Here is a 21,485-nt window from a genome sequence, read left to right on the forward strand (position 1 = left end):
TCGGGCTGAGTCTGGGCTTTACTGCCCCGGGACTGGGAGTTGCTGGCGAGCCCACGATCGCCAATGGTCGCCTTGACCTGAAGTGATGACGGAGCCGACCCGTTGTGTATGAAATCGTGTTCGTACCGAGCGCAACCGACAACATGTCCACTGGAGAACCCGGATTAATTAACCGGGAACCAGATCTGCGGGTTTTCAATTTTGCGAGCGCAAGGTGCTATCAACGCGAGAGTTGCGATGTGATAGCGTCGAGTAGCTCAGTAAAAGTGACCAATAATGTGTTTACCGGATGCAGCAGGTCGGGTACAAGATGCGAAATACCTAGGCAGAAGATGTCTGGGCCGGCAGGATTCAGGGTGGATGATGCAGGGGACAGTGATGCGAGTGATTGAGAGCATGCGTGGGAACGTCGTGAGCCGTCTGATCGCAGCCACGGTGTGCATATCGGCGGCTGCTGGGGCCCACGGACAAACCCCCTGCGAATTGAACGGCGATCTCCTGCCGCTAGACGGTCCGCTTGCCACCTCGCAGGTCGTGTTTAGCACTACGGAGGGAGAGTACTCCTGGAGCAGCGGTTTCGAGTCGGTGGGCTGGCTCGGGATGGTTTGGGATGCCTGTGACAGTCCTTTTGGTTCTGGGGTGACCCTGCGCTCCGAGGACCCGAGGGGATTTCGGCTGGGCATCAATTTGATGGCCAGCCTATCGCCGGGGAACTACCTGCCCCCGTCGCCCACGCTCGGGGGCAGCTCGCTGGCGCTGCTGCCGCCTGGCGCGAGCGGCGCGCCGACGGCGTGGCGTGACATCGGCCGCCCGACGCTGCACGGGCAGGTGGACTTGGTGACGGGCCTGCCGCTCATCCAGACGACCGATCTGGAGCTTCCCTTTGGCGGCGCGAGCTTTCGCCTGAATCGCACCCGCTCCGGCCGCCGTGAGGACAACCGGCTGAACACATGCAATGTCCCCGCCATGGACGAGTGGTGGGATTGGGCCGGTGCCGGCTGGATGATCGGAGAGAATCCGATCTTGATGATCGACTCGGCCCTTGCGGACGTGACCGGCGACAATCCAAGGACCTGCTGGCTGATCCTCGACGCCCACCACTCGATTCCGTTCCAGCAGATTGAGAGCAATGGGACTTATGAGGCGCCGCCTCGCTTTCGTGCCCGTATGACACACAACGGCGACTGGGACGCAACAAACAGGACTTGGTCTGACGCCGTTGGGGAGCACCCGCCCACCCAGTACGAAGTCAGCCTGTACGACGGCGCGGTGAAGTACACGTTCGTGGCGATACGTGAAGACGTGCCGGAGAATGAATACAACGCAGACTACCTCATCGGAGGTACGAGACCCGTTCAATCCAGTTATCACGACCGCCCATACACAACCAACCAAGTGATCGATGCGGGGGGTGATCCTTGGAGTGGCTACTCAGTCGATCCGACTAATTCAGGGATCAACCCCGGTTTTGGCATCCCGTACTACGGGCTGTGCGTGAAGATCGAGGACAAGCACGGTCACAAGGTCGAGATCAATTACTGCGAGGTCGAGCAGTTCGAACTCGACGATTCGGGAACACCGCTGTGTGATGAGCGGGGTCAGGAGACGAACCGGAAGGGGCAGATCAACTACATCCAGCTCAAATCTCGTGACGAGATGGGCAATGACGAGGTGGAGTGGACGCTCGTCTATTCCCATCGTCGATTCCTCACATTGCAGATCCCGCAGCCACCGGCCCTCCCGGATCCGCCGACCGGCATCTCCTGGATCCACGGACAGCATGACGTCACCGTCGCGGGCAACGAGCGCAAGTACGAGATGTTCAGCCATACCGCGCTCGATCGGATCTACGTCTTTGAAGGCGAGCCGACAGGCAATCTTGATACGGCGCAGTTGTCACTCCCACACACCGAGGGGGGATACTACGAGGGCGGCCCGGATCCAATCGTCGGCTCGTCGCTCGATGCTGACGAAGAAGACTGGCGGTATCTCGTTCGGTATCACTATCTCGAAGAAGACCAAGCACCCCTACCAGACGACGTCGCATCTGTTCCGCTCCTCATCCGAACGTCCGTGACGAGCCGCCCGGATGGGCCGACGTCGGACAGTTCGCATTCGACCGTGTACATATACAATACCGGCGGCCCGATGCTGACCGAGACCCAGACCGTGCATCTTGATGGCGGTGACCAGAATAAGCTCCCATGGCTGCATCTGATCTTCTCCGACGAGGACGTACAACGCGCACTGGAAGAGTCGGCGAGCGATCCGTTGTACACAGAACTCGATATCGATGAGCTCGCGCACTGGCGACAAGAGACATCAGAAGGTTTCGACCTGCTCGACTCGGACCAACAAGACGCGCTTAGGCGTCACGCGTCGGTCGAGCTCTCGCCGCCGGTGGAGAATTCCTGGGGAGACACGATAAATCCGTGGGTGCCGCAGGCCTCGAAGATGCTCGCGAGCGATTTTACCGGGCACGGGCAGTATTTCACACGCGTAAAGGATCGACTCGTTGGCGATCTGAAGCAAGCCGTCGTCGGTTCTGCCGCGATCAGGGACGAAGATGGCGTGAAGAGGTTTTACCGAATTGCTCGGGTGCTACACGCGCCGACACTGGCAATCGGTGGAAGGTCGGCCTCCGGGACCTCTTTCTGGCCCCAGGCGAGTGACATTGGCGGATCCGGATCACCTTACAGCCTGACACATCCCATGCGAAGCGTATTTGCGCATCCATACCAGTGGCATGGTTATACCCAGTTTCAGGGCGTTGACGATGATCTCACGGACGCGATGGACCTGAAGGATCCTTTGTGGATCTCGGTGGTGGACGAATTCAACAGCCGCGATTCTATGCTATCGATCGGCGATTACGATGACGAAGACTACGAAGGCGACGCCGCTGTCAAGTTGGGACAACTTGGTCGGCGAGTTGTGGAGATTAGCCCAACCGGATATCTCCTCAAGGAGCGCCGGTGGGAATACACCGACGATGGAATTTCTGTTTACGGAGGCGGGCTTGGTGAAGAATTCATCTACCAGACCGTTGACGATTACTTCACGGGATCCGAGATCCCCGATCCCCCGACCATAACGGATCCCTCGGATCCTGACAACCCGGTTCACCCCGAGCAACTCGACCCCTGGAAGTCCATACGCGATGACCTCCTGCTTGTCGAACAGCGGAGCGTGGGGTGGTCGGCGGCGGATCTTGAAGATCGGGAAGCAGGACATTCGGATCCGTGGCCCGGCCAGACCGCTGAGGAGAATGGCCTAATCCACTTCTACGAGTACGACGTGCTCGCCCAAGGTGTTGTGCTCCCCGGTCCCGGGAACGAGCCGGATTTTGAGACCGTGCCGGCCAACGCCCGCGTGCAGCTCGTCGCCCAGGGTGTGAAGAAGGGGGTAGGCACGACCATGTCACCCTCACTGGAACTGTACACGCGGCAGATCTTCCGCAAAGACAACCGACCCACGGAGGTCTTGTGCGAGGTCGAGTTCACGGCACCTACTGATGAGTTGCTTGACGAACCCCCAAGCTATACCACCCAGACACCAGACCTTGACTATCCAGGCATGCGAGCCACACACTTCGTGTCCGATTGGGACGTCTCGCTGGTGGCGGCGACCACCGAACAGCCGGCCCTCAGCCACATGGTGGTTGGCCCGCCGCGCCAGGTACGGCCGGGATCCTCCTGGTACTACCCGGTGGAGTGGGAAAGCCTCGACGAGGACGGCAACAGCAAATGGTCAGCGGTCGGCCAGGTGATCGACCCGGATAACCCAAGCGGCTCGGCGACCGATCTGCACGCATCCATCACGCTGACGTATTACAAGCGCGACTCGAAGGGCCGGTCCGAATACACGGTGGTGGACGCGGAGCCGGGTGCCAGCGTGGGGGCGCCAGACGGTGAGACCGTGGGAATCCCGCAGGTCGAGGATCCTCCGGCGGTGTCCGATTGGGTTCGAATTCCTGCTTCGGGGGCGCTGAATTACATCACCGCGTTCAAGTACGATGGGAATGGCCTCTCGGATATCTTCTATCCCAACGGTCGCCGATGGGCGCGGCGGGTGATCACGATTGAAAGTCCGTGGAGCCCGGGGTGGGAGATCGCACGGGAGTACATCTTTAACAACCTAGAGACGGTCGGGACGAGCTCGGATGAGTTTGTGGCTCTGTCGCCAGGCGAGGTGCGCGACTACGCAACCGTGGAGATGAGGGGCAACCCAAACGTCAAGCGGCGCGTTGAGTATCTGTACAGCGAGGGTACACCGTTTGATTTTCTTGACGCCATGGGCGAAGGCAACGAGCCGAGCTGGCAAGAAATGTGGCAGCTCGAGATCGCGCCGGACGCCAACGGAAGGTTGCAGAACGCGACATTGCTGGAGCGCGATGCGACCGGAGCGTTACTCGCGGTCGGCAGCAAGGAGGTCAACGACCTCGGCGAGGTGTATCGCGAGCGAGAGATTGATGGGTCGATTACGCGGCTAACCAAGGACTCGGTAGGGCAGGTGCTGCGCACGTATATTGGCACGGACGATCTGGACTGGCCCATTGCCCCGGTGGGGACCGGGTTCAACATGATCCTGACCGAGCGCTTCGAGTACGGCACGGGCATCAATGACGCTTGGCAGCCGACCTCGATGCGCACGTACGACAGCATGCCAAGCTGGCACGTTCCACTCGGTGCTCACCCAGCGACGGGCTCCACGAGTGGTTCCATCGGATACTACGAAGTTCCACCGGCCATCGATCCAGATGGAACGGCGACCATTACCGCCTACGACTGGCGGATGCGCCCCGTGCGTGTGGATTCGTACGAGAAGGGCGACCCAGCGACGGCCGCCCGGCTCTCGTCAACCCTGACCTGGCTCGATCACGCCGATCGGCCTGGGTTGGTGGTTACCTTTGGCGCCGGCACGCTGGACGCCGCCACCCCCGACCCGACGACGGTCACGCCGGAGGAAGAAGAGGCGGGCACGGCGATTCCCGATCCGGCGGACTTCTATCTGCTCTCTCTCAAACCCACTTCCATCACTCAGATGTTCTACGGACCAGATAGCTCCCTGACCGAGCGCCGAACATACGACATGGAGTCTGCTGGCGGTTCAACGCCGCCCTATCTCGCGGAGTTCTCGTATAGCGGCAAGGGTGGTCAGCGGGTGTACAGCCAGCAGCCTGGACAACCCATCCAGGTCACGAAACTGGATGGCGTCGGTCGGGTCGCTCAATCGCTGACAGTGCTGCCGGGCACCGGCTCAACAACTTCCGACGGATACGAATTGTCGCGGACGGACTACGACTATGACGCGGATGGCAACGCCAGAGATGTTGTTGTGTTGACCCGCGTCGTCAACGACTCAAACGACGAGCTTACTTACAAAAGCCCCTCCCCAAATGCGGTTCGCACACGCACAGTGAACTGGTACGATGTCGAGAAGCGGTTAATCGCTACGGCAGAGCTGGGGACCGAAGAGGCCGGAGGGTTCGTCCCGACGACGGTCACTGAGTATGACCGCATTGCCCATCCCGATGCTCCTACCGGCATCGACTGGGAGAACAACGACTTTGATGACTTCAATCGTCAAGGGCTGCCCGACGAAGCCCCGTTGTGGCTGTACGTGTACGACGGCAGGGGCAACCAGAGCCACTTGATTGATCCTGACCAGCGCGTCACTCGGTATGTTTACTCCCCTGCTGGACGTCTTCTGAGCAAGACCGAGAACGCGTGGGCGACGAACCCGAACATGATTCGGACCATGGACTACGAGCACCAGTACGGCAGGCTGACTGCCATGGTGACGCAAGACACGAATGTCTCCGGGGTTGGGGTGGAACAGCGCACGAGCGTGTCGTATGGCGCCGAGATCGTGGATGATTCGGGCACCGTCATGTCGAGCAGCAACGCGCTGATCGGGAAGCTGTTCGTTCCGTATGCTGGGAGTGGACCGACAGATCCCACAAGCATCGAGGCATTCATCCTTCGGTATACGTTCCAGGGGCAGATCGCCGAGCGCGAGGACGAGCGCGGGGTCGTGTTCCAATACGACTACGACGATCTCGGTCGGCTCGTCACCATCGAGGTTGGCCATCGCGTTGGAAGCGTCTTCACCGCCGGATACCCGGCGGCGATGACCCCGTCGAGCGGCGATCCGGTCGACCGTATAGAGAAAATCGAGTACGAGTACGACGACGCCGGGAATCTGGAATTGGTCACCAACTGGGGCCCCGATGAGCTTGGAGTGCTGCAACTCATCTCTCAGAATGAGTACGACTACGACGCCCGAGGCTCGCTGCTCACCGAGTGGCAAGCGATCGGAGCTGCCGTCACAGGCTCGACGCCGCACATCGCGTACTCATGGGAGTACGAGCACACCGATATCGCGACCGCCAGTGGCGGGGGCACGCCACCGCAGGTGGGACATCTGCGGCTGACAGAGATGGAGTATCCGCAAGTCCCCGGCAGCCCGGTGCGGCGGATCACCATGGATTATGGCTCGGCCGGAGGCGATGGTGACGTGCTCTCGCGGCTTGAGAAGATGACGTGCAACCTGGGTGAGCCGACGATTGCGGAGTTCGCCTACTTCGGGGCATCGCGGCGGAAGTCGTTGACTCTGGGCGGATCTTCCGCGGGCGGAGGTGTGGTTCAGTCGTTTGATACCGATTCCACGGTCGCTGGCTTGGAAGGGCTTGATCGATTTGGGCGCGTGGCAGACCTGCACTTCGAGAACGCCGCCTCAACGCCAGAGACGATGTACCGGGGTGAGTATACCTACGACATCCTCGGCAATCGCGTGACCTCGCGCCTGACACAGGCGCCCGTTGGGGCAGTGAGCCAGGATAACCTCTTCTCGCAGCTCAACAGCTATGACGAGTTAAACCGGCTTGTCAAGACTGAGTACGGCACGCTGACTGGCTTGCCGTCGACGCCGGTGATCAGCACATCAGTCCGCACCGACGAGTGGGCGCTGGACCTGCTGGGCAACTGGGTGGGTGGTGCCGCGGCGGGGATCACCGGGCCGCCGGATGGTCGTTCGATCACGGGCGACTTGGATTGGTACGCCTATTCGCCGCCACGAGGCGTGGCGCTCGGTGGTGTTACGCCCGACGCTGGGACCGACACCTTCAGCATGCTGCAGGCTATCAACACCCGCAACGAGATCGAAGACCTGCAGATCGATTTTGACGCCGGAACCCTGAGTCCGGTACCGACGCAGTACGACTTAGCGGGCAACCTCGAATTTGACGGGGATTACTACTACCAGTACGACGCCTGGAACCGGTTGATCCAGGTGAACGAGGCGGTGTGGAACTCGGTCACCGAACAAGTCGACATCAACGATATTGTCAAGCACTACACCTACGACGGGCACGGCCGCCTCATCCGCATTCAGTCGCCGTATCCGAATCCGAATCCGCCGGATCCCGACGACTTCCGCACCGAACGTTTGTACTACGACGGCATCCGCCGCATCCAGGAAGTGGTGATCGACCCTGTGCTGGGCAACAGCAACCAGGGGTCGCAGTCACAGAACGAGCAGAACCAGGTTGGTGGCGGGACGGCGATGCCGTACCTTGCGCGTGAGTATGTATGGGGGCCGGGTGATAACGGCTTCGACGAATTGCTCGTGCAGTACGACGGCTCAGGCGACGCGTGGTGGGCCATCATGGACGAGGGTGGCGACCTGGTCGCCCTGTGCGACTTCGGCGGGCCCAGCGGCGAGGCGCGCGTGGTCGGCCAGTGGACGTACGACGCGTATGGCGCGGTGCTGAGCGCGGATCACCTGCACTCGATGGCGTTGCCGCACCTTGGTCACAAGGGGCTGTTCCTCGATCGGCTCGACGTCGGCATCGTGACTGGGTACGGCGGTGCCGAGAGCCCGCGGCTGGTGCCGTATGCGCACTCGTTGTACCACAACCGGAATCGCGTGTACGCGCCGGCGTTGGGCCGGTTCATGCAGCGCGACCCGAACGCGACGGCGCAGGCGTTGCTCGCGTCTTCGTCGACAGGCCGCGGCTTCGCGGCGTTGTCGCTGGCGTTCAGCATGGAGGATCTGTACGGCGACGGGATGAACCTGTATGAGTACCTCGGGTCGAACCCGTGGCAGCGGAGCGATCCGCTCGGGCTCTCGTGGGATCCGTTCAGCATCGTGGACGATTACTTGGCCGAGACGGCGGGCAATCGCGCGGCGCTGCTGTCGTCGCTGGGCCAGAATACGAAGGCGGCCGCCCTCGTCGCGGCGACGATTGCGAGCTATTTGCCGTTCCCGTTTGTGGGGAATCTCGGTGAGGTGGCGCTGTACGCGCTGGGCGAGTCGAGCGATTCGCAGTTGGCGATGGGCCTTGCGCTGGGCGTGGTGCCGGGAGGCAAGCTGGCGCACATGTTCGCCAAGAGCGGGCTGGGATCGTTCATCGGCAAGATCGGCGCGTCGGCGTGGAAGTCGGCCAAGCACTATGCATCGAAGGGCGGCAGCGCGCTTGGAAGAGCGGCGGGTGGGCTTGCGGATCGAGCGGGGCAGTTCCAGAGGCGTAAGCCACCCAACACTTGCTGCTTTACGGCGGGCACGGTCGTTTGGACTCTGATGGGTATCGTGCCTATTGAAGATGTTCGCGTCGGCGATATCGTCCTGACACTTGATGAGGAAACGAGTGCCACAGTCTTAGGCACCGTCACCGATCGGATCGTCACCGAGGGCGCTGCGCTGCTCGAGTTGACCGTGCGACACCACTCGGGCCGCCTCGAGGTCATTGACACAACGGACGAGCATCCGTTCTGGCGCGAGCTCGATGGCAGTAGTGCAGATGGATGGACCCGTGCCGATGGCCTCGCTCCATGCGATCGAGTGCGAACCCTGTCGGGGTGGGCGATCGTCGAGCGCCTGCGTTTCCTGAACGAACGTACCACCGTCTATAACCTGACGGTTACATCTGACCCGAGCTACCTCATCGGTGACGAAGGACTATGGGTGCACAATTGTGGTGCCGGTCGCCATCATCTTATCCCGATGTATCTGGGAGGACCACGTCGCGGAGGCCGAACTCATGATGCGCTGTCCAGTGCAGACCACTCCGAATTACACGTATTCATCAACGATGCGGGTAAGGCTAGAGGTATGCCTACGAAACAGGCTGGCAGGGACGAGGTCAAGAGCTGGTTTGATCGATTCGATGATCCACAAGTTCCAACGCAGATGATCCACGAGTCGCTGATGGAGGCATACTTCCGTTTTGACCTTAAGCATGGAACATCGCTCCTAACCGATTACACAGCAGAGATGCGTAGGCTAGGTATCATCCCGTGAAGGTTCACGATCTGAGACCTGCTGCCGACATGGCTGTACATACCAGTCCCGAGTGGCAGGACGCTGTCTATCCGACGGTTGCCTGCAATCGATGCAATGGCATCCTCCGGCGTTTTTGGGAGCAGCCTATTGACGTTGACCTTGATGGTTCGTATTCGCGTGGCGATAGTCCGGGTGGCCGCTTCGCCCGGGGCTTGGAGTTGTGGTCGCAGGCCTTATGGGGCTCCGGCAAGCGTGGTCTTTCCGGTCCCCGTGTAACTGTCATTGGCGCGCAACTGATGGTCTTACGCAACGACTTGGTAGAAGATCTCGAACTTAATAAGCGCGGCTTCTCACTTGGCAGCGTCTCAGTTGATGGGATTAAGCAGCAGGACTTCTCATCAGTAGTAGCTGGCAGGGCTGCACGCGTCATGATCCAGAGTGATCACATCACTTATCGAGGCACATGCTCGGTTTGCGGTCGCCCGGGGCGAGGTCTCGACTTCAATGAACCATTGTGGTTCGAGGCATCGACCATTGAGGACAAGGATGTCTTCTCCGACGAGATTGGCGGAACTCTGTATGTGACCGACAAGAGATTAGGTCTGATCCGTCCATCAATTGTGAACGAGTTAAAGGTTAAGGAGATCGAAGTCCGAGACCAGCAAGGTCCAGATAGGATGCCAGAGTAGTCCAATGCGTAGGAGTGGCTGGTTAGCACTGTTGTTGTGTCTGGCACTGGTAGCCATCGACGGTACAGGCAACCTCGAGTTCGACGGCGACTACTCCTACCAGTACGACGCTTGGAACCGGCTGATCCAAGTCAACGAGGCGTCGTGGGATTCGGTTCTTGGGCAAGTCGATATCGGCGACATCGTCAAGCACTACACCTATGACGGGCATGGCCGCCTGATCCGTATCCAGTCGCCGTATCCCCAGCCCGGGGCGATTCCTGACGACGACTTTCGCACCGAGCGTCTGTACTACGACGGCATCCGCCGGATCCAGGAGGTGGTCGTCGATCCGGTGCTGGGCAACAGCAACCAGGGTTCGCAATCGCAGCAGGAGCAGTACCAGGTTGGCGGGGGGACGGCGACGCCGTATCTGGCGCGTGAGCATGTGTGGGGGGCGGCCGCCAAGGGCTTCGACGAACTGCTGGTCCAGTACGACGGCTCGGGCAACGCGTGGTGGGCCATCATGGATAAAGGCGGCGACCAGCTATCATGCAAGTGTTGATTACTTGAGAGCGTTAGCGGGAGGCTTTTGGGCACTGTTGTCGTCAACAGAGTTGAGCTTGATCAGCGTCTCGCGAGCCCAGCTACGCCACGCATCGTCCTCGCCCTCAAGCCTTAGCGTGTTCAGCCGTGCAAACGTCTGATCATCCGCTTGCCCCGCCCGCACCTCCAGCCGCGTCAACGCCTGCACCGTCGGCCGATGCCCCGGGTGCACTTCGAGCGCCCGGCGATACTGGGCGAGGGCCTCGTCGACGCGGCCGGCCTTTTCGAGGGTCAGGGCGAGGTTCATCCGCGGGTCGGGGTGGCCGGGCATGAGGCGGCGGGCCCACTCGAACTCGTTGGCGGCTTCGTATAGGTCGCCGCGTTCGAGCAGGAGCACGCCTAGGTTGTTGTGCGAGGGGCCGTGGTAGAGGTCGGCGGCCAAAGCGTCGCGCAGCAGTTTTTCGGCTTGCTGCGAGTCCTTCTCCATCAGGTCGACGGCCTCGGCGGCGAGCTTCTGGGCCCGGTCAGTGTCGCGGCGGATGGGCGGCTGATTGACGTACGGGCTCGGCGAGCTCGAGCGGCAGCCGAGGGGCAGTGCCGCGGCGATGCACAACGCGAGCAAGAGGGCCGGGGAGGTTTGTGTCATGGCCGCGAGTCCCCCTGCTGGCGTGCGGACGCATCGTACGTCCGGCTTAGTGTCAGTCCTGCATCATACTGGTTGCCGTCGCCGCGGCGTGGGCGGGTGAGTTCGATCCGCGTCACCCCCCATTCGGGGTGGTCGGCTTCGAGGCGAGCGAGGAAGCGGCCGAGCTCGCCGGGCGTGATGGTAGTGAGTGCGAGACGCAGGGTCTGCCGGCGCAGGCCCGCGTCGCCCAATTCGGTGTCGCTCTGCTCGTCGAGCGATCGCATGGCGGAATCCGGTAGGCCTGCGGATGCGATGGTGTCCGCGATCTCGGCGAGCGCGTCGGCGCGGCTGCCCGTGGTGGCGATGCGTTGGGTGTCGAGGGTTGCTTGCAGCGATCGGATCTCTATTGTCTGCTGCTGGACCGCCACGAGCTCTGCTTTCGCTCGGTCGAGGTCATCGGACGCGGAGTGCCACCGAGCGAGGGCGACGCCCAGGATGCATGCCGACGCAATGAGCAACGCGAGGCTGGCCATGATCGAGGCTCGGCCGGTCATAGGCCACCTTCCGAATGCGTGAGCGAGAGTTCGAGCCGCGTGACTTCGCCATCGCGTTGTGGTTCGGTCTGCACCCGTGGGAGGCCGGATTCGAACGGGCCGTCCTCGGCGAGCGAGCTCGCCAGCGAGATCGCGGCGTCACGAGATAGTGCGATGCTGCGGAGCGTCAGCCGGTCACCTGCGGCCTCGATCGATTCGACCCGGAAACCCTCGCCCGTAGGCCAAGCCGCGAAGAGCGTGGCGAGGGCGTCCCGGCTATCGATCGGCTCGTCGTCGCGATCGCCGCTGGCGAGGCCACGCAGCCTGCGAAGCTCGCCGGTGAGAGCGAGCTGAGGCGAAAGACTCTCGCGCCATTCTGGTATGGCGACTCGAGCCTGCTCGATAGTTGCGGTATCGGATTCGCCTGCCTGATTTTGAAGCGTGCCTGTCTTCTTGTGCAAGCCGTACGCGATGGCCAAGCACCCGATGGCGATCACGGTAGCAAGACCTGCGAATCGGCGGTGTCTGTGCTTGCGAATCTTCGAAGGCAGGTAGTCACGATGTAGTAGCTCGATCGGAGCGTAGTTGATCCCTAGTTCGGCCGGGACCGAAGCGACGCGAGCGGTCAGGAGTCCATCAGCGAGCCATCGGTCTGCTCGTTCCTGATCGACCGCGACAACGACCAGTTGGGCGCCCGCAACTCGCCACGCGATGCACAGCTCATCGATCGGGCGTGGCAATTGGCCCTCGACGGCATACGCCGCCACGCGATCGGTGATGCGACCGGGCGGCTTGGGCGTGACCGCGACGTAGCACTCGTCCGCGGGGACCTCGATCGCGTCCGCCGGCTTGGTCATGGCGTACCTCCTTCCAAGGCCAACTGCCGCGTGCGGCCGGCGAGTTCGAGGAGGACCGTCGTGGCCGTCACCTCGCGCACGCGGACGGCGCCGACCACGTCGCCCTCGCCGGCGAGAACGATGCGTTGCTGGCTCGGGTCGTACAGGGCCACCTGCCAGCCGGTGTCGGTCTCCACGATCGCGATGAGGGAGAGGTTGATCGGGGCTGGCGGTGGCGGGGGAGGCGATGGTGTTGTTACGGTTGTGGGGGTGGCTTGGGCCGTTGCGGCTTGCACTGGCTCGGGCCACAGTTCAATGTCGAAGACTGACGCGTTGAGCGGTTGAGCAGCGATGAGTTGGCCTTCGGCGGAATGAAGTTCCGGTGCGTTCTCGATCACAAGTGGTGGCACCGGTTGCAAGGCCCACCACACGGCCGTGCCCGATGCGACCATCACGCTTGCGAGCGCGATGGTGGTGACCGCACGCTCTCGGTTCAGCCGGTTCATCGTGAAGCCTCCGGGTGGGGCTCCCACAGGATGGGCGTGCGGCGTTGGAGCATCCAATCGCCGCTGACGCGTGTCCACACGGTCCACCACGAACGACGGACCGAGCCAACGCGGACGTCGATGCGTACGCCCCAACTGCTGCTCGATGCCGCTAAAACTACCCGCGGCGATCCGGTGCGATCACCCCCGGGAATTGGCGGTGGCCCGCTTCGCTGTCCCATCGCCCGGCGTTCCATGATCTGTTCGTAGCCACCTTGGCCGGCCAGGCGGAGTGCTCGGGCGAGTAGCGGCGCGGGCGTGGTGTTCACGTTCAGGCGGACTGTGGGCTGGGCGGAGGGTCGTTCGGATGTGCTGACGAGCGCGCCCAACGACGGCAGTTGGCCCGATGGTGATGGAAAGACCGATCGCTCGCTGGCACGCGGCTTGAATACGTCCAGTCCGTCTGGATCGACATCGAGATCATCGAGGCGCTGTCTGGCGTCCTCGGGCAGGAGCAGCCTCAACGGCGATCCGCCGCGAACGGCGTCGGCGGGGAGCATGCCATGCAGGTCCCATGCGGTCGCAGTGATCTCCACAGGCCGGCCGTCCAACTCGAACCGGTCATCCAGAATCCGCACCATCGGTTGCTCTGCCCCGGGGGGCAACCCGATCAGTGGGGCGTCCCGGCGGAGCCAATCATGGATCGGTATGGACGCTGCTTGCATGAGGTCGTCGGCCAGGGCACCGTCCGTTTGCGATCGGTCGAGTTGCACCGCGGCAGTTGCCCGCGATGCCGCGATCGCGATGATGGGCAATGCGCCGGCGACCAGAGCCAGCACGAGCAGCAGGGCCACGGCTCGACGAGATGACGTTGTGTACGTCATGGCACGCGGTACTCCCGCTCCAGCGTCTCCCCGCGGTCGGTGATGTGAACCAACAGACGTCGGTCGTTCTCCAGGAGCTCGGCCTCGACCCACTCCACGCCCAGTGATTCCGCGCCGTAGTGGTTTGTGATGCGCTTGCCATTGGCACGAGTCTCGATCGTGAACCAGCCTTCGCCGACGCTTACCCTTCTGCGTGGCATCGACTCGTGCTCGATGAGCAGGTCGTGGCCGATGCGGTCCAGGACTCGCGTTGCGCGTGAGCGGGCCTCGAGATCGGCCGCCGCGGCGGGGGCGTCGGCCATCATCGGCACTAGCACGGTCACAGCGGCACCAGCGGCCAGCGCGGTCAACGCGAGGGCGAGGAGCACCTCCAACAGCGTGAAGCCGCGCCTCATAGTCGGGCCTCCGGCAGGCGGACCCACCGAGCGATTCGCTGCTCGCCTTGGCGAAACTCCAGCCAAGCTCCGCGGCCGCTTCGGGTTTTCAGAGTGATCTGGATCGTTGAGCCATCGATGTTGAGCGAGCCTTGGCCGCTGGCGGCAACGGCGCTGGTATCGAAATCGTGCCGAGCAGGACTTTGCAGGACCTCGTCAACAATGGCCGCGAGTTCGTAGATCTCAGCCTCCGGCTGGGCGGTAGGTCGAGTGATCGAAGACACGATCGACGCCATACCCGTCGCTGCCAGAGCGAGCAACGCCGTGGCGAGCACCACTTCCAGGAGCGTGAGACCACGACGGGTCATGGCTCGATCTCCACGCGGCGTCCGCCGTGCATCAGCGCGACTGCGTTCGTTTTGAGCCTGCCCAGTCGATCCATGCGCACACCTTCGGCGAGGGCCGCCGCCCGCACCCCGGTTGGCCATTCGCGCTCTACGATCGAATTGCCCTGGCCGTCGCGGACCACAAGTCGACCGCCTTCGAGTTGCATCGTGGCAGGGCCATCGCTTATCGCTATCAGCCTCGCCATCGCCCGAGCTTCTAGGTATGTCTGCTCGGCACGCGGAAGCGGGTCTCCGGCTCCGGCGAGCAGGGCGGCGCCCATCGCCATCGCGAGTGCGGCGATCGCGCATGTCGCCAGTGTCTCCACGAGCGTGAAGCCGCGATGGGCGTGGCGCGACATCATTCGCCGCCCTCGCGCAAGTAAAGCGAGCTCAGGTCCGCGCCTTCGCCGTCGCCACCGACGCGGCCATCAGCGCCGAGGCTGATGATCTCGAAGGGGTGGCCATCGGGTCCGGGCACGACGAGTTGCATCATGGTGCCCCACGGGTCGCGGGCGGCGTCCATCGGCAGGTGGTAGCTGGCCGACGGCGGGGCATCGACGAGATCCTGCAAGCTCTCTGGCCAGCCGCCCTCGGCGACGTGGTACATCTCGACCTTGGCCTTGGCCCCGGCGATTGAAGTGCGCGCCAGTTCGCGCTTGCCCTGGCCGAAGGCGGCGGTCAGGCCGACCGTGAGCGTCGCAGCCAAGATGCCGAGCAGCACGACGACCGCGAGCACCTCGACGAGGGTCATGCCGTGGTGGGCTCGATGGAAGTTCCGATGCATCAGAGCACCTCTCGTAGCTTCAGGAGTGGGAGAACGGCCGAGAGCACGACCACGCCGATCATGGCCGCGAGCATGATGATGGCGGCCGGCTCGATGAGCCCGGCCAGGTGATCGGTCAGGCGTTTGGCCCTGCGTTCGAGCCGATCGGCCAGCCGTTCGAGCAGGTCGGGCAGCTCGCCCGCCGTCTCCCCGGCCTCGATGAGGCGGCGCATGTCGTCGGCGAACCAGTGCGAATCGTCCAGGGCCTGCGATAACCTCTCGCCCGCCTCGACTCGCGTGGCGGCACGTTCGAGGTTCGCGCGCAGGCTCAGGTTGATCGGTCCGTGGAAGGTCCGTGCCGCGGCGCGGAGGGCCTCGGTCAGTGGCACGCCCAGGCGCGTCATCGATTGCAGTTCACCGGCGAGCCGGGCCAATGCCATGCCGCGAAGGGCCTGGGGGACCAATTGGCGTATCGTGTTCGGCCAGCCTTGCTCGCTCGTCGAGATCGCCCGCACCGCCCAGGCCGCGAGCAGGAGCGCGGAGGCGACCCCGGCGAGCATCACCGCCCACCATTGCGCGATCGCCTCGCCCAGTGCGATCACGCCCGCGGTCAACGCTGGCGGTTGCACGCCGGCCTGATCCAGGATGCCCACCAGCCGCGGCAGCGGCCCGAGCGAGAGAAACACGACCACCGCCACGCCCGCGACCGCGACGATCGCTGGGTAGGCCAGCGCCGAGGCCAGCTTGCCCGCCAGCTCGCCGGTGCGAGTGTGTCGGTCGGCAAGCGAACGCAGCGCGTGCGCGAGCTCGCCTCGCGCTTGCCCGGCCCGCACGACCGCGACCTCCGACGTGTCGTACCAGCCGGATTGGGCCTCGAACGCATCGGCCAGCGGCGTGCCCGAACGCACGGCGTCCGCGACCTGCAGCAGCATCCGCCGCATACCCGAACGCTTGGAGCGCGAGCCCGCGAGCGTGCCGAGCCCCTCGGCCAGCGGCACGCCCGAGGCCAGCAGCGTGGCGAGCGCGTCGAGCACTTCGGCCTTGGCGTCGCGACGTCGGCCACGGAGCACGCCGTGCAGGCTCGACGCGAACGACGCCGGCATGCGCACACGCTCGCTTGCGACCGGTCGCACGTCGAGGACCGTCAGCCCAATGCGACGAAGCGAGGCCCGGGCGCTGATGGCCGTATCGGCGGTCAGCTCGCCCTTGCGCGCCAGCCCACCGACGGTCACGGCCTTGTAGCGCCAGAGCGTCATGACACGGCCCCCACCCTATCGACCGCGTCGAACGCCTCGTCGCCCACCGACGCGACGCGCGCGACTTCCAGAGGCGTGGTGATCCCGGCCTCGACAAGGCACCGCCCATCGTCCTGGAGCGTGCGCATGCCAGCTTGCTTGGCTTGGCTCCGCAGGGCACTCGCCGTGATGCCCGCCGCGATCCGCTCTCGCATGGTCTCGCCAACGACCAGCAGTTCAAACAGCCCCACGCGTCCCAGCAGCCCGCTGTCGTAGCACGCCTCGCAGCCCTTGCCTTCGCACTCGGCATGCACGCGACGCACTAGCCGCTGCGCCAGCGCGGCCGAGAGCGACGCCGACACGAGGTACGGCTCGACACCGAGGTCTATCAATCGCGTGACGGCCGTCGCCGCGTCCGACGTGTGCAGTGTCGAGAGCACGAGGTGACCGGTCAGACTGGCCTGGATGGCGACCGCCGCCGTCTCCAGGTCGCGGATCTCACCAACCATGACCATGTCGGGGTCTTGCCGGAGGATGTGCCGCAAGCCGCTGGCGAAGGTGACGCCCTTCTTGGTATTGATCTGGGCCTGGCTGATCGCTACATGCGGGCCCGAGAGGTCGTACTCGATTGGGTCCTCGATGGTCATGACGTTCAGATCGCGGGCCGAACGCTTGGCGGTCCATCGCAGGGTTGCATACAAGGTCGTCGTCTTGCCGCTGCCGGTCGGGCCTGTCGACAGCACGATGCCACTGGAACGCGAGCACGCCGCGAGCCAGCGCCGCTGCACGTCCTCGGGCATGCCGAGGGCCGAGAAGTCGTCCAGGTCGAGCGTGCCTTCGGGTTCCAACAGGCGGACCACCACACGCTCACCGAAGGCCGTGGGCAGGCTGCTCAATCGAAGATCGATCGTCCGCGCCGTGTCTCCGCCGCCGATAGTCACCGTGGCCCGCCCATCCTGCGGCACGCGCCGCTCGGCCACGTCCATGCGCCCCATGACTTTCAGCCGGCTGGCGATCGGGCCGCCCAGGGACGCGGGCAGGTCCTTCACGTCGCGCAGGGCACCATCGACGCGCATCCTGATGAGAACACGATCCTCCAGCGGCTGCACATGCACATCGCTCGCGCCGCGAGTTGCTGCGGTGAACAGCATCCAATCGACCAATCGAACTACAGGCGCCTTGCCCGAGGTCGTTAACAAATCACGATCCGCCTCGACCAGAGCGCGTTCCAGGTCGTCGTCCGGGGTTTCGATGATCAGGCCGGACTCCCGGTCCGCCGACGTGTCTCGCTCGACTTGTGTATACGCCGCGTCGATCCGCTCAGCGAGTGCCTGCGCATCAGTAACCTCGCGATCGCCGTGCTCGCCCATCCGTACGCCTACGTTGTGCAGCACCGTGAGCGGCGTCGCCTCGGCATGCCGCAGGACCAGCCGTGCGCTGTCACGTTCAGCAAGCACGAGATGCTCGCGCGCGAAGTCGCGGCTGATCAGCCGCAGAAACTTCTCGCACGGCCGCGTCGCCACACTCACCGGATCACCCGAGGCTTGACCACCGGGAAGCCGTCATCGACGCCGAGGGCCTCGGCCATGTCCTGGCTGACGTACTTGAGGTACTCGAAGCCGTCGCCGCGCGTGATGGTCGGGCGAATAAACACATAGAACTTCGTGCGACCCCGCGAACGCGAACGATTCTTAAACAGCTCGCCAAGCCACGGGATGTCGCCGAGCAGCGGCACCTGGCTCGTCGCTTCGCCCTCGTTCATGGTCTCGAGCCCACCCAGCACGATGGCGTGCCCATCTGGGATCGTCGCGATGGACGTGATGCTGTTCTCCTGCCTCGGCGGCGGCACGGCGCTGCTCGAAGACTCGCCCACGAACTGGCTGAGGCTGATCGCGTACTCGAGCAGCAGGTGGTCGCCCTCGGCGATCCGCGGCGTGACCGTGATCTGCGTGCCTGCCGATGCGGAGCCTCCGAAGCTGGTGGTCGCGACGGTATCGCTGGCGTTGGTCGACACGAACGGTTCTTCTCTGACAGCGTCGAGCGTGGCCGTGGCGGCGTTGTCGACCAGCACGCGCGGCAGGCTCAGCGAGCGGCCCTGGTTGACCGTCTCCAGCGCCCGGACCACGACGGCGAAGTCGCCCGGGTCGAGCACCACGCCCGTGAAGCCCGCGCCATTGCCCGCGTCGCGCCCGCCATCGGCCGAACCACTCGAAAGCCCGAACAGCGAAGCGAGCCGGATGCGGATATCACCAGCAATCTCGATCTTCTCGAGTTCGACGCCAAGATCGAACGTCTCGCCCTCGGTCAGGCTGACCATGGTCACGTCGAGCATCACCTGCGGCTGACGCACGTCGAGTTCGCGGACGAGATCCTGTACCTTGTCGAGCACGCCCGGCGGACCGATCGCCAGGATCCGGCTGGTCGCCTCGTCGGCCACGAGCGAGACGGTCAGGCCATCGATCTGGATGACCCCGCCGCCGCTCGTTTGCTCACCGCCCCGCTGACGCGCACGCTCGGCGGCCGTGGGGGCCTCGGGCGGTAGTCGCGTCGTGGTTGATGTGGTTTCGGCCACTTGATCGGGCTGGCCCGCAGCGCCCGCGCCGAGCAATCGATTCACCAGCGACACGATCTCTTCGACCGGCCGGTGCCGCACCGTTATGGTTCGTGTCGAGAGCCGGGCGGCTGATGTCTCGGCGTCCAGCCGCTCCACCAGCGCCGCGATGGCCTCGTGCTGCGTCACGGTCGCTTCGACCAGCAGTGTCCCCGTCAATTCGTCGGCGACGACGCGGACCTCCTCGCCGATGAGCCTTTGCACCGCCTCGCCCACCTCGCCCGGCGAGAACACCCGTGGTTCGTACGAGCGCGTCACCGTCGTCCGCACATCGAGCGTCCGCATGAGCGACGCCACGCGACCAACCCGGTCACGCAGGTCGGCCACGATCACGCGATTGCTCTCGCCTAACCGGGTCATAGACCCGCCAGCACTGAGCAACGGCTGCACGGCCGACATCAGCGCCTCGGCGTCGGCCTCCTGGATGTCATACAGGATCGCCACATACCCGGCACGGCCGCCCGTGCGCAGTCTCGGGCCCGAGTCCGTGTCCTCGATGGTCCATTGCTCGATTGGAGTGGCCAGCCGCCCGGCGCCGTTGAACTGCACGATGGCCAGCCCGTCACCAGTTGAGATGATGGTCAGGTTCTTCTGGACCAGCAATTCGTTGGTCAGCGACCACAGCGCTTCGTTGTCCAGTCCCTCGCCGCTGCGCACCATGAAGCTGCCCGCTAGCTGACGTGGCTCGTAGACGATCCGCAACCCCAGCCGCTCGGCCGACAGGTCGACCAGCCTAGCCAGCTCGACCTCGGCGGGCAGGTGGACCCGCTCCTGGGCGAGAGCATCCAGGGCGGCACACCAGATTAAGACCAAACATAGAACTGCTCGCATCACGCTCAGCATATTCGATAACGCCTAACTTCACAAGAGCATTTTGACCGGGTCGGCCAGATTCATCGCTGTGCTTCCCGGCGGATCCTCTCCCTCGCCGCCCCCACCTGCTCCTCAACAACCCTCCGCACCGCATCCCACCTCTTCTTGTCCAGCCCCAACTCCATCGCCGCCTGCTGCGCGATGGACCGCGGCAGCTCGTCCAGGGCCTGGCATACAACGCCGAGCGCCTCGTTCCAGCTTGACTGCACCTCGTCGACCGGCAGCAACTCCCCCTGCATCTTCCGCAGTTCGAGCACCTTCATGTTGGCGATGGCGGTCTCCTTGATGGCGCGTGCCTTGTTGTACTCCTGCTGGGTCATGCTGGGGGCTCCGGTCGATCGCGTGTGCCACGGCTTGGCCGAGGAACTCCCCGGCTTGCGGCCAGCGCCCTCGCGGCGTCCACCGTGGCCGGTGTCGAGCACGTGGTCGTCCAGCCACACGCGGCAGGTGGCCTCGTCCCACAGCCGGCCCCCATCAGGTGTGTGGCCGGCCGGCGGCATGCCATCCTGGGCGTACTTGCGCACCGTTGACGCGGCCAGCCCGAGGTGGGCGGCAAGCTGCGAGGTTGAGAAGAGGCCAGACACGTCACGCGGTCGTTCTAGCTGAGTGGCGATATCAAGATTTTGCGGTCCATTCGCACACGAAATGCGAACCAAGGACAACCTTCGTTTCTCATAGGGGCTGATTAGTACCCAACCGGGGGGAAAGTAGGCGACCCGTGCGTCATTGCTTTCCCCTGCGGTGTGCGATTGATCGGAGGTTCGCCTTGCCTCGTGCCGAATGCGAGAGCGTCATGTTTACTAATGCGTGGCATGTGACCAAGCCGGAGGACACGACCATGACCATGATGAAGAACACGAAGAAAACGAAGAAGACTGGCTCGAACCGCCACGCCAAGAATGCCACGGCGAGGAAGGCACCTGCCAAGCCCGCCGCAAAGCGGCCTTCACCCAACGCCGTCATCGCTGCAACCAGGAAGCCGGCTAAGCCCAGGCCTCGCAAGGCGAAGCAACTCAGCGGGCTCTCCCACCGTCAACCAAGCCAAAGAGAGCGTGAGAGTTGTGTCGCCGCTGACCCGCCCTGTCCGAGGTTCCGCCCAACCACCCACCAACCCTCGCCCAAATGCGAGAGGCCCTAACCCCCAGCCCTGGTGCCCCAACGGCCTCGATCCGGCACCCAATCAGTAAACAAACAGGCCCGCATCCAACGGACGCGGGCCTGGGAAGCTCCCCGGGCAGGACTCGAACCTGCAACCTAGCGGTTAACAGCCGCTCGCTCTACCATTGAGCTACCGGGGATCGGCGAGATGTCGAGGCGAAAGCGTAACCCCACTTTTCCCAGCGTCAAGAGACAGGGGGCCCGCTCGGGCCAAAGATTCGCG

At 63.8% G+C, this 21,485-nt stretch carries 16 protein-coding genes and 1 tRNA gene; 3 read left to right on the forward strand and 14 right to left on the reverse strand.

Going from position 1 to position 21,485, the window contains the following annotated elements:
- Window positions 1-360 precede the first annotated feature (360 nt).
- Genes NCW75_05180 through NCW75_05190 form a run of 3 tightly spaced genes read left to right on the forward strand, consistent with a single transcriptional unit; the run spans window position 361 to window position 10,518 of the window.
- Window positions 361-9,303: a polymorphic toxin-type HINT domain-containing protein gene (locus NCW75_05180; GenBank protein UYV13677.1), complete on the forward strand. Its 8,943-nt coding sequence runs from the start codon at window positions 361-363 to the stop codon at window positions 9,301-9,303.
- Window positions 9,300-9,974, forward strand: coding sequence for a hypothetical protein (locus NCW75_05185; GenBank protein UYV13678.1), 675 nt, complete (start codon window positions 9,300-9,302; stop codon window positions 9,972-9,974). The genes NCW75_05180 and NCW75_05185 overlap by 4 nt, the downstream gene beginning before the upstream one ends.
- A 4-nt stretch (window positions 9,975-9,978) precedes the next feature.
- A complete protein-coding gene (locus tag NCW75_05190) occupies window positions 9,979-10,518 on the forward strand; it encodes a hypothetical protein (protein UYV13679.1) in 540 nt (179 codons plus the stop codon).
- Here NCW75_05190 and NCW75_05195 read toward each other — a convergent pair whose 3' ends face one another.
- From NCW75_05195 to NCW75_05260, 14 genes are all read right to left on the reverse strand, one after another.
- A complete protein-coding gene (locus tag NCW75_05195; protein UYV13680.1) occupies window positions 10,519-11,145 on the reverse strand; it encodes a tetratricopeptide repeat protein in 627 nt (208 codons plus the stop codon).
- Window positions 11,142-11,678: a hypothetical protein gene (locus NCW75_05200; protein ID UYV13681.1), complete on the reverse strand. Its 537-nt coding sequence runs from the start codon at window positions 11,676-11,678 to the stop codon at window positions 11,142-11,144. The genes NCW75_05195 and NCW75_05200 overlap by 4 nt, the downstream gene beginning before the upstream one ends.
- A complete protein-coding gene (locus tag NCW75_05205; GenBank protein UYV13682.1) occupies window positions 11,675-12,514 on the reverse strand; it encodes a hypothetical protein in 840 nt (279 codons plus the stop codon). The genes NCW75_05200 and NCW75_05205 overlap by 4 nt, the downstream gene beginning before the upstream one ends.
- Window positions 12,511-12,999, reverse strand: a complete 489-nt coding sequence (locus NCW75_05210; GenBank protein ID UYV13683.1) for a hypothetical protein — start codon at window positions 12,997-12,999, stop codon at window positions 12,511-12,513. The genes NCW75_05205 and NCW75_05210 overlap by 4 nt, the downstream gene beginning before the upstream one ends.
- Entirely contained in the window at window positions 12,996-13,862 is an 867-nt protein-coding gene (locus tag NCW75_05215) for a hypothetical protein (GenBank protein ID UYV13684.1), read from the reverse strand. The genes NCW75_05210 and NCW75_05215 overlap by 4 nt, the downstream gene beginning before the upstream one ends.
- Window positions 13,859-14,257 (reverse strand): prepilin-type N-terminal cleavage/methylation domain-containing protein, encoded by a 399-nt coding sequence (locus NCW75_05220; GenBank protein ID UYV13685.1) that lies wholly within the window; start codon window positions 14,255-14,257, stop codon window positions 13,859-13,861. The genes NCW75_05215 and NCW75_05220 overlap by 4 nt, the downstream gene beginning before the upstream one ends.
- A complete protein-coding gene (locus tag NCW75_05225; GenBank protein ID UYV13686.1) occupies window positions 14,254-14,604 on the reverse strand; it encodes a prepilin-type N-terminal cleavage/methylation domain-containing protein in 351 nt (116 codons plus the stop codon). The genes NCW75_05220 and NCW75_05225 overlap by 4 nt, the downstream gene beginning before the upstream one ends.
- The gene (locus NCW75_05230) at window positions 14,601-14,981 is read right to left on the reverse strand and encodes a prepilin-type N-terminal cleavage/methylation domain-containing protein (GenBank protein UYV13687.1); all 381 of its coding nucleotides are present in this window, start codon (window positions 14,979-14,981) and stop codon (window positions 14,601-14,603) included. The genes NCW75_05225 and NCW75_05230 overlap by 4 nt, the downstream gene beginning before the upstream one ends.
- Window positions 14,981-15,406, reverse strand: a complete 426-nt coding sequence (locus NCW75_05235; GenBank protein ID UYV13688.1) for a type II secretion system protein GspG — start codon at window positions 15,404-15,406, stop codon at window positions 14,981-14,983. The genes NCW75_05230 and NCW75_05235 overlap by 1 nt, the downstream gene beginning before the upstream one ends.
- Window positions 15,406-16,641, reverse strand: coding sequence for a type II secretion system F family protein (locus tag NCW75_05240; protein ID UYV13689.1), 1,236 nt, complete (start codon window positions 16,639-16,641; stop codon window positions 15,406-15,408). Before NCW75_05240 ends, NCW75_05235 begins: the two co-directional genes overlap by 1 nt.
- Complete coding sequence (locus NCW75_05245; GenBank protein UYV13690.1) at window positions 16,638-18,149, reverse strand: GspE/PulE family protein; 1,512 nt, start codon at window positions 18,147-18,149, stop codon at window positions 16,638-16,640. Before NCW75_05245 ends, NCW75_05240 begins: the two co-directional genes overlap by 4 nt.
- On the reverse strand, window positions 18,146-20,062 hold the full coding sequence (locus NCW75_05250) for a hypothetical protein (GenBank protein ID UYV13691.1): 1,917 nt from the start codon (window positions 20,060-20,062) through the stop codon (window positions 18,146-18,148). Before NCW75_05250 ends, NCW75_05245 begins: the two co-directional genes overlap by 4 nt.
- 62 nt (window positions 20,063-20,124) lie before the next feature.
- A complete protein-coding gene (locus NCW75_05255) occupies window positions 20,125-20,688 on the reverse strand; it encodes a hypothetical protein (GenBank protein ID UYV13692.1) in 564 nt (187 codons plus the stop codon).
- 642 nt (window positions 20,689-21,330) lie between these two features.
- A tRNA-Asn gene (locus NCW75_05260) sits at window positions 21,331-21,402 on the reverse strand.
- Window positions 21,403-21,485 lie beyond the last annotated feature (83 nt).

This window comes from Phycisphaera sp., assembly GCA_025916675.1.
Lineage (GTDB): Bacteria > Planctomycetota > Phycisphaerae > Phycisphaerales > UBA1924 > JAHCJI01.